Consider the following 12,676-nt stretch of genomic DNA (forward strand, 5'->3'; position numbering starts at 1 on the left):
GCGCGGGCGAGGGGAGCCACCCCGCCCGCGCGTCGACAGGGCTTGCCTTAGCCTGCCGAAGTGGTCTGGGTTTTCGTCCCCCGCCGCGACATCTTGCTGAACAGGTTCAGCACGAAGACGAAGAAGACCGGGACAAAGAACACCGCCAGCACGGTCGCCGCGATCATGCCGCCGATGACGCCGGTGCCGATGGCGTTCTGGCTGGCCGCCGAAGGACCGGTGGCAATCGCCAGCGGCACCACGCCCAGCGTGAAGGCCATCGAGGTCATCAGGATCGGGCGGAAGCGCAGGCGCGCGGCCTCGACCGCCGCTTCGATCAGGGTCTTGCCCTCTTCGCGCAATTCCTTGGCGAATTCGACGATCAGGATGGCGTTCTTGGCTGATAGCCCGATGATCGCAATCAGGCCCACCTTGAAGTAGATGTCATTGGGCATGCCGCGCAGCATCACCGCGACGACGCAACCCAAGACCCCCAAGGGCACGACCAGCATCACCGAAAGCGGGATCGACCAGCTTTCATACAGGCCCGACAGCAGCAGGAAGACGAACAGGATGCTCATCCCGAACAGCAGCGTCGATTGCGAGCCGGACTGGATTTCCTCAAGCGATTGCCCGGTCCATTCATAGCCGAAGCCCTGCGGCAGGCCCTCGGCCAGACGCTGCATTTCGGCCATGGCGGCGCCAGAGCTTTGACCCGGTGCGGCCGCGCCCGCGATGCGGATCGAGGGATAGCCGTTATAGCCCACCACCTGCGACGCGCCCTGTTCCCAGGTCACGCTGGCAAAGCTGGAGAAGGGCACCATGCCACCGGCCGAGTTGCGCACGGTCAGCTTCAGGATGTCCTCGGCCTGCATGCGCGAGCCTTCCTCGGCCTGCAGCATCACGCGCTGCATCTTGCCCGAATTCGGGAAGTCGTTGACATAGGCCGAACCCAGATATTGCGAGATCGTCCCCGAGATGTCGGCAAAGGTCACGCCAAAGGCATTGGCCTTTTCGCGGTCGATGGTGACAAAGACCTGCGCCGCATCCGGCAGACCCTCGATGCGCAACCCGGTGGCGATGCCGCCCTTTTGCGCCTCGGCGATGATCTGCTGGGCTGCGGCCTTCAGCGCCGCCTGCCCCTGCCCGCCGCGATCCTGCAGCCGGAAGCTGAAGCCCCCGGTGGTGCCGAAGCCCGGGATAGGCGGCGGCGACAGGGCGAAGGCCTGCGCGTCCTTGTAGGTGAACAGCTCCATATTGGCGCCGCCCGCAATGTCCTGCGCGGATTCGGCGCGATCGGCCCAGTCCTTGAAGGTGACAAAGATCAGGCCCGCATTCGGCCCCTGCCCCGAGAAGCTGAAGCCACGGATGGCGACGACGTTTTCGACGGCATCCTTTTTCAGATACATCTCGGTCGCCGAGGCCAGCACCTCGTCGGTGCGGTTGGAACTGGCGGTCGGCGGGGTCTGCACGTCGGTGATGATGAAGCCCTGATCCTCGTTCGGCAGGAAGCTGGTCGGCAGGCGGACAAAGCCCAGACCGGTCAGCGCCACCAGCACCAGATAAAAGGCCATCATCACCAGCCGCCGCCGCGTGACCAGCGTGACGCTGGCGGCATAGCGGTTGGTCAGGCGGTCAAAGTTGCGGTTGAACCAGCCGAAGAAGCCCTTCTTCTCGTGATGGCCGTTGATCGGCTTCAGGAAGGTCGCGCAAAGCGCAGGCGTCAGCGTCAGCGCAAGGAAGGCCGAGAACAGGATCGCCGTCACCATGGTCAGCGCGAACTGGCGATAGATGATCCCGGATGAGCCGGGGAAGAAGGCCATCGGGATGAACACCGCCGCCAGCACCAGCGTGATGCCGACGATGGCCCCGGAAATCTGGCCCATGGCCTTTTGCGTGGCTTCCTTGGGCGGCAGGCCCTCGGTCGCCATGATCCTTTCGACGTTCTCGATCACCACGATGGCGTCATCGACAAGGATGCCGATGGCCAGCACCATGGCGAACATGGTCAGCACGTTGATCGAGAACCCCGCGATCAGCATGACCGCAATCGTCCCCATCAGCGCGATCGGCACCACGATGGTCGGGATGATGGTGTAGCGGAAGTTCTGCAGGAACAGGAACATCACGACAAAGACCAGCACCATCGCCTCGACCAGCGTATGCAGCACCTTTTCGATCGAAGCCTCGACGAAGGGGGTGGTGTCATAGGGGATCGAATGGCTGATGCCCTGCGGGAAGAAGCGCGACAGCTCTTCCATCTTCTGATGCACCGCTTCCGAGGTGTTCAGCGCGTTGCCGGTGGTCGACAACTGGATGCCGATGGCGGCGGCGGGCTTGCCGTTGATGCGGGAACTGAAGCTGTAGGATTCCGAACCGATCTCGATCCGGGCCACGTCGCGCAGCAGCACGGTGGAACCGTCGGGATTGGCGCGCAGCACGATCTTGCCGAATTCCTCGGGGTCGTCCAGCTGGCCCTTCATCAGCACGGTCGCGGTCAGCTGCTGGCCGATCGGGTTCGGGTCCGCGCCGACCTTGCCCGCCGCGACCTGCGCGTTCTGGGCGCGGATGGCGGCGACGACCTCGCTTGAGGACAGGTTCAGGCCGGTCATCTTGTCGGGGTCGATCCAGATCCGCAGCGCGCGTTCCGGGGCAAAGACCTGCGCCCGGCCCACGCCCTCGATCCGGCGCAATTCCCCGGCGACGTTGCGGTTGATGTAATCGCCAAGCGCGATGTCGTCGAAGCTGCCATCCTCGGATGTGAGCGCGACCATCATCAGGAAGCCGGAACCGGCCTCTTCGACCAGCACGCCCTGATCGACCACGCTTTGCGGCAGCAGGGGTTCGACGCGGGCGACGGCGTTCTGCACGTCCACCTGCGCGCGGGCAATGTCGGTCCCCGGCTCGAAGGTCGCGGTGATCGACATGGCCCCGGAACTGTCCGAGACGGATTCGTAATAGGCCAGACCCTCGACCCCGTTCAGCTCATCCTCGATGGGCTGGGCGACGGACTGGTTGATCTCGCCGGGGGATGCCCCGGTATAGGCGGTGGAAACCGTGATCTGCGGCCATGCCACCTGCGGATATTGCGCGATCGGGATCGAGGGCAAGGAGATCATCCCCGCGATCACGATAAAGATCGACAGCACCCAGGCCAGCACCGGCCGGGTGATAAAGAACTGTGCCATGATGGATTATCCCTGTTGCCCGCTCTTGGCAGCAGCCTCGGCCGTGGCATTGGCGGGGGTGTCGGCCTGCGCGGCCTTTTCCTTGGGCTCGACCGATTCGGGAACGACCTTGGCGTCGGGGTAAAGCTTCTGTGCGCCTGCGACGACGACGCGGTCCCCGGCCTTCAGCCCGTCCTCGACCAGCCAATGGCTGTCGGTGGTCTGGCCCAGCCGGACATTGCGGCGCTCGACCGTGTCGGCATCCTTCATCACATAGACATAGGCCTGCCCCGACTGGTCGCGCTGCACCGCCATCTGCGGGATGGTCAGGGCGTTTTCGCGGACCGCCTGTTCGATCCGGGCGCGGACATACAGGCCGGGCAGCAGGTCGCCATCGGGGTTCGGGAATTCCGCCCGCAGCGTGATCTGGCCGGTGGTGCTGTCGACGCTGGCTTCCGAGAACAGCAGCTTGCCCGAATGGGCATAGGTGCTGCCATCGTCAAAGATCAGCTGCACGCGGGCCTCGTCCGAGGTCGCCATCAGCAATTCGCCCGCATCCCGTGCGCGCCGCAGCGCAAACAGGTCCGAGGAGGATTGCGTCACGTCGACATAGACCGGGTCCAGCTGCTGGATCGTCGCCATGATGTCGTTCTGGGCATTGACCAGCGCGCCTTCGGTGACCAGCGCCCGCCCGACCACGCCCGAAATCGGCGCGGTCACGTCGGTATAGCCCAGATTCAGCTGCGCTTCCTGCAGGGCGGCGCGGGCAATCGCCACATCGGCATCGGCCTGCGCCATGGTGGTGGTGGCGTTTTCCAGATCGACCCCGGCGGTGACTTTCCGTTCGCGCAGCGCCTCGGCGCGTTTCAGCTGGTCCTTGGCGTTCTGGCGGGTCGCCTCCGCCCGTGCCAGCGTGGCCTCGGCGCTGGCGACGCGGACGGCATAGGGGGCGGGGTCGATCTTGAACAGGACCTCGCCTTCCTTGATCTGGCTGCCCTGTTCAAAGACCCGGCTGACGACGATGCCGCCGACGCGCGGGCGCACCTCGGCGGTGCGGGTCGCGGCGACGCGGCCCGGCAGCTCGTTCACGATCGGCATGGGTTCGGGTTTCAGGACCTGCACGCTGACGATGGCAGGCGGCAATTGCTGGGCGGAGGCCGGGCCCGCCATCAGGCAAAGCGCAGCCATCAGGCAGGAGAACCTGCCCGGCATTTTGTCGAAAAGCATGTGTCTGACCTTCAGATCAGGAGGGGGAGGAGGGGAGGAGGTAAAATAACTGTCAGTCTTGGAGAGGAGATGCGCCCTTATCGCTTTCCGCGATGGCCATCAGCTCATCCAGCAGCTCATTGCGGGTGGTTTCGTCAAAACGGTGCAGGTCGTAGAATTCAAGGAATGCCATGCCATGCAGCGTCAGCAGCGTGCGCAGCATCTTGTGCGGCTCGGCGGCCTCGGCGCGGATCTGTTCGGCATCGCGGCGCATCTCGTCGCGCATGATGTCGCGGCATTCGGTGCTGGCCCCCATGCCGACGCTGAGCATCAAGGCCATGGCGATGTCTTCATCGGTCGGCGCGGTGCGGAAGGTCTCGATCAGGGTGCGCAGGCAGGCATTGGGCTGGCCTTCGAAACGGGTATGGGCCTCGTCGTATTTGGCGCGGTGATGGGCCAGCTGGTAGCGGGTGAATGCCGCCATCAGCCCGGCCTTGCTTTCGCAATCATAGACGACGCTGGACTTGCTGACCCCGGCCTCCTTGGCCACGGCATCGATGCTGAGCCCGCCGATTCCATCGCGACGCGCGACGGCTTCGACAGCCTTCATCAGCTCATCCCGGTCGATCGTGCGCTTGCGTCCCATGTCGGTTCCATTATTTCAGTACGACCGTTCGTAAATAAATCGCCCGGACCCGTCAAGCGCGATGGACAAGCCGGTGTCACAGTGCCGTGACCGGGCGCCAGTGGCGCAGTGCGGCTTGAAAGCCGGTCATGCGGTGCAGCACATGCGGTTGCAGCAAATGGTCGTTTCTTCGACACGGTCGGTCAAGCCAAAGGTCAGACTGCGCGGCCACGCCCTTTTAGACAGCCGCTAGGAGCGAGATCAGAGTTTCCTCAATCGCCGGTGGATACATCGCATCCAATGTACATCGCGCAATTGGTGCGCGTTGGACGCCGGCGCCCACTCGATTTTGATAGCCGACGACAAGAAGTCGGCTAGGCTGCGAAAAAATTCCGCAGGCCGTGTCACATTGGCCTGCGCTGTCTCGTCAAGCCTGTGTCAGATGAAACAGGAGATCACCATGACACCCCGCATGACCGACCACATGAAACGCGCCGAAGCCGGGTTCAAGACGCTGTTCGCTCTTGAAAATACGCTCAAGACCGGCCCTCTTGAACCGGGCCTGCTGCATCTGGTGAAGCTGCGCGCCTCGCAGATCAATGGCTGTGCCTTTTGCATCCAGATGCATGTCGCCGAGGCCCTGCGGGACGGCGAGACGCAACTGCGCCTGCATATGCTGACCGCATGGCGCGAAAGCAGCCTCTATTCCGAGCGCGAGCGTGCCGCTCTGGCATGGACAGAATCCCTGACCCGGCTTTCCGAAACCGGCGCGCCGGATCAGGATTGGCAATTGGTCGAGGCCGCCTTCAACCCCGATGAGCGGGCATGGCTGTCGCTGGCGATCGGGGCGATCAACCTGTGGAACCGCGTTCAGGCGGGCTTCCGCGCGCCGCATGCGACCAGCCTGCCCGAGACCAAGGCCGATGCCGCCTGATCCGGTTGCGATCTTCGAGGCGCAGCGACCCCGCCTGCTGCGCCTTGCCTATCGGATGCTGGGCAGCCATGCCGAGGCCGAGGATGTCGTGCAGGATGCCTTCCTGCGCTGGCATGGCGCGGCGGGTGTCGAAAACCCACCGGCATGGCTGACCCGGACCGTCTCAAGGCTTTGTCTTGACCAGATGAAATCCGCCCGGATGCGTCGCGAAACCTATCCCGGCACCTGGCTGCCCGAACCGTTGATCGAACCCGAGGACGACACGCTTCGCCCCGACAACCTGACCCTGTCCCTGATGATGGCGCTGGAACGCCTGTCACCGCTGGAACGGGCCGCGTTCCTTTTGCACGACGTTTTTGGCCAGCCCCTCGACGAGGTTGCGACCACGATCGAGCGCAGCCCCAGCGCCACGCGCCAATTGGCCAGCCGCGCCCGCGCCCATGTGCAGATTGATCGCCCCCGCTACGACGTCCCGCGCGACAAGGGCGAGGAACTTGCCCGCGCCTTTTTCGAGGCCTGCCGTTCTGGCGATCCCGCCGTGCTTGGCGCGATGCTGGCCGAGGGGGCGAGCCTTCATGCCGATGGCGGCGGCAAGGTCCATTCCTATCCCAATGTCATCACCGGGGCGGACAATCTGCTTCGCCTGTTCACAAGTCTCGCGCGCAAATTCGGCGACGGCATGGAGTTTCTGGAGGCGACGATCATCGACGGGCTTCCGGGTTACGTAAGCCGTGTCGGTGGTGTGCTGCAGACCACGGCATTGGAGATCAGCGAAGGGCGGATCACCGCGATATATATCACCCGAAACCCCGACAAGCTGACCGGTATCACCCGGCACTGAGGTTCCGCAGGCCTCCGAGAAGGTACGCCCCGGGTTCCAGATAAGCAGATGTCAGGTGAGGGGCTCGGCGCGAAACATCCACGTCATGCTCGATTGCGGAACTGGCCGTGCATCGTGCTTTCGATCAGCGCGACGAAGGGTGGCCACAGGGGTCTCGTCGCCGTCCGCAGAGGTTCCACGTTTCCGGACAAGCAGGATTGCCCGATCTTCCTGAAGAATTGCGGCTGCGGCTATGCAGATCTCCATAACGGCGTCTTCCGTTGCTTACGTCTGACCTGTCCACAGAGTGAGGCACAAGTTCGACCAATGCAGGACTGTCCGCATAGCGCGACATGAGGGCCCCGCGACGCCGCCTGTCGCTCGGGGGCCCATTCCTGTCGTTCATCTGTTCCCCTCACGTTTAGGTATTGTGAGAGTGAACCAGCCGAAAGCCCATAATTGCATAGCGAACCTCCATCGTTTGGCGTTTCAGCAGATTTTCGCATCATACGGGAGGAATGCAGTGCCTCGGTCGGAGGTTTGGCAGTCTCCCAATCATCAGATCTATTTTCATTGCGCTCACTGCATGATGGCCACGCACTTGACGAAAACCGCCACGGCCCCATATTCGGGCCTTCGGGTTCAGGCCCCGGCCGCTCACAGGCAAGACGCCCATGGTGAAGTCCTGATTTGCTATCTCCCCATCTGGCATCTGCCGGTTGGCGGCAATGTGAGCCCCGCCTGTTGAGGCATCATGCAAGAATAGGTGAAGACATGGCATTGAACCATGATGTGAAGTCCTTGAAATCGCAGGCCAAGAACCTGCGCGCGGCGCTGGAGCGTGGCGGCAGGCCCATAAGCCATTCCGAGGCGCTGGAGCTGGTCGCCCAAAGCCACGGGCTGCGCGATTGGAATACCGCAAATGCGGTAGCGGTCGAACTCGCACCCTGGAGCTTTGGCGGCACGGTGCGCGGCCGCTACCTTGGCCAGACCTTTACCGGTCGGGTCATCGCGGCGCGTGAACGCGGTCGCGGCTATCACGCGCTGACCATTGATTTCGACAAGGCGGTGGACGTGTCGCGATCCGAGCTTTTCTCGGCTTCGCGAAAGCGGATCAACGCGACGGTGAATGCGGCGGGGGTCAGTCTCAGCAAGACCTCGGACGGCCAGCCGCATTTGGTTCTGGATGCGGCTTGAGCCAGCATCCACCCAAAGGAAAAGGGTGCCGAGCGGGACCCTTCTCTTTTAGGGCTCTATCCGTCAAGCTCTGCATGACCTTCTTGGCCTCTCAGTTTGAGAGGCCATTCTTTATGGTTATCAGCGACGGTTGAGCCCTTAGCGGTCTTTCGCGGCTGAGAGACGCCGCTCTGCGGCACTATTCGAAGCTTTGCAATCAACCGAGCCACCGCGAGCTAGCGTCAATAATTGAGAAAACGCGACGACAGACATCGCGGATGGTTCATTTTCCAACGCTCTCAGTGATCTTGCGACAGCGCACTGAAGTTCCCCTCAGATATAATCGAGGAACCGGGGCGGAGGGCCATTTGGCTTTTCCAACCAGTCGAGCTTGCCCTTTAGAAAGGCCACATCCCGTCGATTTCGCGGCGCTGCTGTTCCAGGCGGACGATATGATCCCTCAGCAATGCGTCGGTCTGCTCAGGGTTCCCCTGTCCGGCGGCGTACCCGGTTATCATCTCGGCAATTTCTGCCAGTGAGCTACCGAGTGCCTGATGCACGCGGATGATGCGTACCAACTCGACATCCTTCTCGCTAAAGATCTGATAGGGGCGTGAGCCCCCCTTGCGGCCCTGTTCGGGGCGCAAAAGTCCGCGGCGGACATAATAGCGGACCGTCTCGCGGGGCAGGCCCGTTACGCGGGCAAATTCAGCAATCAGCATGCAGTTTTCCCTGTTGACTGTGGAGTACGCTACGCAGTTATAGACCCTGTTCGTCCCAATCAGGAGATGAAGCATGACGAACACCCCATCGAAAATTCCACAGGTTGCACTAGGTCGGAATGGCCCGCTGGTGGGCATTCAGGGCCTGGGCTGCATGGGGATCAGCGAATTTTACGGTAGATCCGACCAGGTGCAGGCACGTGCCACGCTGGAACTGGCGCTGGAACTCGGGGTGTCGCATTTCGACACCGCCGACATGTATGGTATTGGCGCGAATGAGGAATTTCTTGCGCCCTTTCTGCATGCAAACCGCGATACGGTCCATATCGCGACGAAATACGGATATCGACGCAGCGCGGCTACACCCGATGACTGGAGTGTGACGAACGACCCCGGCCATATTCGGCGCGCAGCAGAAGCCTCGTTGAAGCGGCTGGGGGTCGAAGTGATCGACCTCTACTATATGCATCGACGCGATCCATCGGTGCCTCTGGCCGAGTCTATCGGCACAATGGCCGATCTTGTGACCGAGGGCAAAGTACGCGCCCTTGGTCTGTGTGAGGTCAGTGCTGCAGAACTGGCCGAGGCACATGCCATCCATCCTATCGCTGCCCTGCAATCAGAGTGGTCGGTTTTCTCGCGTGATATCGAGGCAGATGTCTCAGGGAAGGCGGCCGAACTTGGGATTGCGATCGTGCCCTTCGCACCTTTGGGCAGGGGCCTTCTAACGGGGCAACTGGCGTTGGCGGACGATGATGCACGGCGCAATTTCCCCCGCTTTGCCGAGGCAAATCTCTCTGCCAACATGCGCGCTGTCGAAACGGTCATCGGGCTGGCAAGGGCACGGGGTGTAACGCCTGCACAGATCGCACTGGCATGGCTGTATGATCGCGCGCGGATCTGTGACGTCAGCGTCATTCCGATACCCGGCACCCGCAAACCGGCGCGTCTACGCGAAAATCTTGAGGCGACGGCGGTCGTGCTCACAACGGCGGAACGGGCAGCGCTAGAACCCTTGGCTGGTTTTGTGCAGGGCGCACGGGTCTGAACGACTGCTGGATTTGCTTGACGGCACATAAGCACCAGTTTATTTCCAACCGGTCGGAAATAAACTGGTGCACCCATGCCAAGACCTCGCAAACATGATCAGAACGAAATCCTTGATGCCGTGGAGCGGGTGGTGGCCCGCGACGGCATCCTGAATGTCGAGGCTGTTGCCAAAGAGGCAGGCGTATCCAAGGCCACCGTGCTTTATGAACACCCCAGTAAGCGCGATCTGATTGCGGCGTTGGTCTTGCGCACGATCAAGGCGGACAATGCCTTCAACCAGCAATGTGCCGAACACTTTGCGGCTGAACCCGATGCCCTACTGCGCGGACGTATCGAGGCGGCGCGCCGTAGCCCTCCGGTTCAAGGCGGCAACTCCGCGGTCTTAAGCCTTGTCGCGGCACTCATGCAGGACAGCGCCATGCGCCAAACCTTCCGCGACAATCAAAACAGTCTCGGGCAAGAGCTTCTGGCGACCGCCAGCATACCGCGTGCCGCCCGTATTGCGTGGCTTGCATTGGAGGGGCTTAAATTTCAGGAGCATATGGAACTGCATGATTGGACAGAGGCCGAGCGCATCGAAATCCTGCAAGACATCGAAGCCCTTGCCCTGACCGGCATTGTGAAACAGGGCGGCCAAAATGACTGATCGCACCATCTTCATAACCGGCGCCAACGGCTATGTCGGACGCAACCTGATCCGTCATTTCATCGGCGCTGGCCGACCCGTCATTGGCATGGTCCGCAACCAAACAGCAGCGGAACGTGTTGCCGCCCTTGGTGCAAGACCTGTGATCGGCGACATGTTGACCAGCGACCTCACGCCTTTGATGCAAGGCGCAGATCACCTGATCCATGCGGCCGCAAATCTTGACCACGGTGCGGGTCGGGCTGCACTTGCTGCGAACCGTGACGGCACGGCCCGCGTCATGGCGTCGGCCCAGCAAGCCGGGATCGGCGCAGTCGTCCATATCAGCACGGATTCCGTGCTTCAGGCTGGCATGCCGCTTCGGGACGTCAATGAAACGGCGCCGTATCCGGCCCGTCCGGCAGGGGCCTATTCGGCCGGCAAGGCCGAGGCTGAGCGCATCGCATTACAGGCCGCCCAAACGATGCGGGTGATGATCCTGCGCCCGCGTATGGTCTGGGGGCGCGATGACGGCACCGCGCTGCCAACGCTTGCGACGATGGTGCGAAATGGGCGCTTTGCCTGGATTTCGAACGGCAATTATTTATCTTCGACGACGCATATCGCCAATCTCTGCCATGCGGTCGATCTGGCGCTGGAAAGAGGCCAAGCTGGCAGGATTTATCATATCACGGACGGACCGGCCCGACCGTTCCGTGATGTCGTTACCGGCCTTATGGCAACCCAAGATCTGAGCGTGCCCGAGAAATCCGTCCCTCGGGGGGTCTTGCGCCTGATCGCAAGGTTCGGTGACGTCCTTCACAGGTTCAGCGGGGGACGTCTGCATGGACCGCTAAGCTTCCAAGAATATGCCACGAGCGCTTTGGAAATCTCGCTGAACACTGCCAGAGCGCAGCGTGAGCTTGGCTACGCGCCGGTCATATCGTGGGAGGCAGGGCTGGAAGAGTTACGCCTAGGCAGTTGGAGCAGCCGCTGACCCCTGTACGGTGCGAATGTTTATATGCAGACCTTTCTACCGCAGTGGCGAATGGCGGCTTCGTCCGCATCGTTGCCATCCAATCGAGGATTTCGCTGCGCGGTGTCTGAGCGACCGCTTCGACGCATGCGGCAGTGCGGCACGAGTAGTGCTCGACCGGCGGCAATGGGCCGCCTTGGGTTGCTGGTTTGGGCGGATGCCCATGGTCCCGGCGCGGCGCTCATGCAAGTCCTGCTCGGGCCCCGGTATGGTCTTTTCTATTTTCCGACGAATGGCTAGGTCATGTTCGTGCAGGGCTTCGCTCCAGCCGGAGTGGGATGAGCCAGTTCCGTTCAACCGGCCAGCCGAGATGTAGCGGACGCCGGTCTAAACGAGAGGTCTTCGATCGATGTTTGAAAACCCATTGGTTCCTGTTCTGGAAACCGATCGCCTGATCCTGCGTGGGCATCGTCTTGACGATTTTCGCGACTGCGCGACGATGTGGGCTGATCCAGTGGTGGTCGCGCATATTTCCGGCGTACCTTCGACCGAGGAGCAGTCTTGGTCCCGGTTGCTACGATATGCCGGGCATTGGCATCATCTGGGATTCGGATATTGGGCCGTCACCGCCAAATCCGATGCCTCCTATCTGGGAGAGGTCGGTCTTGCAGACTATCACCGCGACACCCAGCCGAGCCTGAAGGGTAAGCCCGAAGCCGGATGGGCGTTCACGGCCAGTTCCCACGGCAAGGGCTACGCAACGGAGGCGGTAACGGCGATGCTGCGTTGGGCAGACGCGCATATCGAGTTCCCCCTCACCTCGACCATCATCGACCCCGCCAATGCGGCCTCTCTCAATGTTGCCAGAAAGGTGGGATATTCAAATGATGTCATGGGTCGATACGGCGACCACGAGACGCTGTTCTTGGAAAGGGCGCGACAGCAGCCCGTAGAACGGTTCCGGGAAGGTGATCCGGTTTGATCGCCCGAAGCGCGTTGTTGTAGGTATCGCGTGCAAATTTGATCGGCGCGGGGAGGTGCTTGCGTGTCAGGTCGTGGCGTGCTGAAGCTCTGAAATCCAAAAAAATCAGGTCTCTACTTCGTTCGCCTGCGCGGTGACGAACTTATCTTGGTCAATGATAATGATCCGAAGCGCCGCGAGAGAGCATCAGGGTCAATTCGAAATATCGATAAGCCGTCAACCTCCGGGCGCGCTTCGAGAGCTATTGCCGCACATTCGGTCCCGCGGGGTTGCTTCCAGGTGCTCATGCTCCACGACGGGCCGGGTGGGCTCCGGCGTCAGCAGCACGCGTATTTCCGGGGTTCCCGAATGCCGGGTTTGTCGGGCTTGGCAAATGAATGCTGGTGGGTATCGATCCGGAGGTGGCCTTTGCGC

General features: G+C 61.9%; 11 protein-coding genes. 7 read left to right on the forward strand and 4 right to left on the reverse strand.

From position 1 onward, the window contains the following. Positions 1–47: 47 nt before the first annotated feature. Genes IB235_RS09545 through IB235_RS09555 form a run of 3 tightly spaced genes read right to left on the reverse strand, consistent with a single transcriptional unit; the run spans position 48 to position 4,998 of the window. Positions 48–3,167: an efflux RND transporter permease subunit gene (locus tag IB235_RS09545; RefSeq protein ID WP_192336514.1), complete on the reverse strand. Its 3,120-nt coding sequence runs from the start codon at positions 3,165–3,167 to the stop codon at positions 48–50. Positions 3,168–3,173: 6 nt separating this feature from the next. Then, on the reverse strand, positions 3,174–4,373 hold the full coding sequence (locus IB235_RS09550) for an efflux RND transporter periplasmic adaptor subunit (protein WP_225612141.1): 1,200 nt from the start codon (positions 4,371–4,373) through the stop codon (positions 3,174–3,176). Between the two features lie 52 nt (positions 4,374–4,425). Continuing rightward, entirely contained in the window at positions 4,426–4,998 is a 573-nt protein-coding gene (locus IB235_RS09555) for a TetR/AcrR family transcriptional regulator (RefSeq protein WP_192336515.1), read from the reverse strand. Between the two features lie 439 nt (positions 4,999–5,437). Between IB235_RS09555 and IB235_RS09560 the strand changes: the two genes are divergently transcribed. From IB235_RS09560 to IB235_RS09570, 3 genes are all read left to right on the forward strand, one after another. Next, positions 5,438–5,911 (forward strand): carboxymuconolactone decarboxylase family protein, encoded by a 474-nt coding sequence (locus tag IB235_RS09560; protein ID WP_192336516.1) that lies wholly within the window; start codon positions 5,438–5,440, stop codon positions 5,909–5,911. Beyond that, the gene (locus tag IB235_RS09565; RefSeq protein ID WP_192336517.1) at positions 5,901–6,752 is read left to right on the forward strand and encodes a sigma-70 family RNA polymerase sigma factor; all 852 of its coding nucleotides are present in this window, start codon (positions 5,901–5,903) and stop codon (positions 6,750–6,752) included. The genes IB235_RS09560 and IB235_RS09565 overlap by 11 nt, the downstream gene beginning before the upstream one ends. A 753-nt stretch (positions 6,753–7,505) precedes the next feature. After that, complete coding sequence (locus tag IB235_RS09570) at positions 7,506–7,928, forward strand: glyoxalase superfamily protein (RefSeq protein WP_192336518.1); 423 nt, start codon at positions 7,506–7,508, stop codon at positions 7,926–7,928. A 377-nt stretch (positions 7,929–8,305) separates the two neighbouring features. Here IB235_RS09570 and IB235_RS09575 read toward each other — a convergent pair whose 3' ends face one another. Then, positions 8,306–8,629, reverse strand: a complete 324-nt coding sequence (locus IB235_RS09575; RefSeq protein ID WP_225612142.1) for a MerR family transcriptional regulator — start codon at positions 8,627–8,629, stop codon at positions 8,306–8,308. Positions 8,630–8,702: 73 nt separating this feature from the next. Here IB235_RS09575 and IB235_RS09580 point away from each other — a divergent pair, with 73 nt between their 5' ends. The 4 genes from IB235_RS09580 to IB235_RS09595 all read left to right on the forward strand — a co-directional run bounded on the left by IB235_RS09580 (position 8,703) and on the right by IB235_RS09595 (position 12,262). Continuing rightward, positions 8,703–9,677: an aldo/keto reductase gene (locus tag IB235_RS09580; RefSeq protein WP_192336519.1), complete on the forward strand. Its 975-nt coding sequence runs from the start codon at positions 8,703–8,705 to the stop codon at positions 9,675–9,677. Between the two features lie 75 nt (positions 9,678–9,752). Continuing rightward, on the forward strand, positions 9,753–10,325 hold the full coding sequence (locus tag IB235_RS09585) for a TetR/AcrR family transcriptional regulator (RefSeq protein WP_192336520.1): 573 nt from the start codon (positions 9,753–9,755) through the stop codon (positions 10,323–10,325). Then, complete coding sequence (locus IB235_RS09590) at positions 10,318–11,301, forward strand: NAD(P)-dependent oxidoreductase (protein WP_192336521.1); 984 nt, start codon at positions 10,318–10,320, stop codon at positions 11,299–11,301. The genes IB235_RS09585 and IB235_RS09590 overlap by 8 nt, the downstream gene beginning before the upstream one ends. A 388-nt stretch (positions 11,302–11,689) precedes the next feature. Further along, positions 11,690–12,262 carry a GNAT family N-acetyltransferase gene (locus tag IB235_RS09595; RefSeq protein WP_192336522.1) on the forward strand — a complete coding sequence of 191 codons (573 nt, stop codon included), beginning with the start codon at positions 11,690–11,692 and terminating at the stop codon, positions 12,260–12,262. Positions 12,263–12,676: the final 414 nt, after the last annotated feature.

Source organism: Paracoccus sp. PAR01, from assembly GCF_014851995.1.
Classification (GTDB): Bacteria; Pseudomonadota; Alphaproteobacteria; order Rhodobacterales; family Rhodobacteraceae; genus Paracoccus; species Paracoccus litorisediminis.

What these genes read in the sequence shown, in the direction of transcription:
- IB235_RS09545 (WP_192336514.1), bottom strand. Translation starts at nt 3,167, where the DNA reads ATGGCACAGTTCTTTATCACCCGGCCGGTGCTGGCCTGGGTGCTGTCG.
- IB235_RS09550 (WP_225612141.1), bottom strand. Translation starts at nt 4,373, where the DNA reads ATGCTTTTCGACAAAATGCCGGGCAGGTTCTCCTGCCTGATGGCTGCG.
- IB235_RS09555 (WP_192336515.1), bottom strand. Translation starts at nt 4,998, where the DNA reads ATGGGACGCAAGCGCACGATCGACCGGGATGAGCTGATGAAGGCTGTC.
- IB235_RS09560 (WP_192336516.1), top strand. Translation starts at nt 5,438, where the DNA reads ATGACACCCCGCATGACCGACCACATGAAACGCGCCGAAGCCGGGTTC.
- IB235_RS09565 (WP_192336517.1), top strand. Translation starts at nt 5,901, where the DNA reads ATGCCGCCTGATCCGGTTGCGATCTTCGAGGCGCAGCGACCCCGCCTG.
- IB235_RS09570 (WP_192336518.1), top strand. Translation starts at nt 7,506, where the DNA reads ATGGCATTGAACCATGATGTGAAGTCCTTGAAATCGCAGGCCAAGAAC.
- IB235_RS09575 (WP_225612142.1), bottom strand. Translation starts at nt 8,629, where the DNA reads ATGCTGATTGCTGAATTTGCCCGCGTAACGGGCCTGCCCCGCGAGACG.
- IB235_RS09580 (WP_192336519.1), top strand. Translation starts at nt 8,703, where the DNA reads ATGACGAACACCCCATCGAAAATTCCACAGGTTGCACTAGGTCGGAAT.
- IB235_RS09585 (WP_192336520.1), top strand. Translation starts at nt 9,753, where the DNA reads ATGCCAAGACCTCGCAAACATGATCAGAACGAAATCCTTGATGCCGTG.
- IB235_RS09590 (WP_192336521.1), top strand. Translation starts at nt 10,318, where the DNA reads ATGACTGATCGCACCATCTTCATAACCGGCGCCAACGGCTATGTCGGA.
- IB235_RS09595 (WP_192336522.1), top strand. Translation starts at nt 11,690, where the DNA reads ATGTTTGAAAACCCATTGGTTCCTGTTCTGGAAACCGATCGCCTGATC.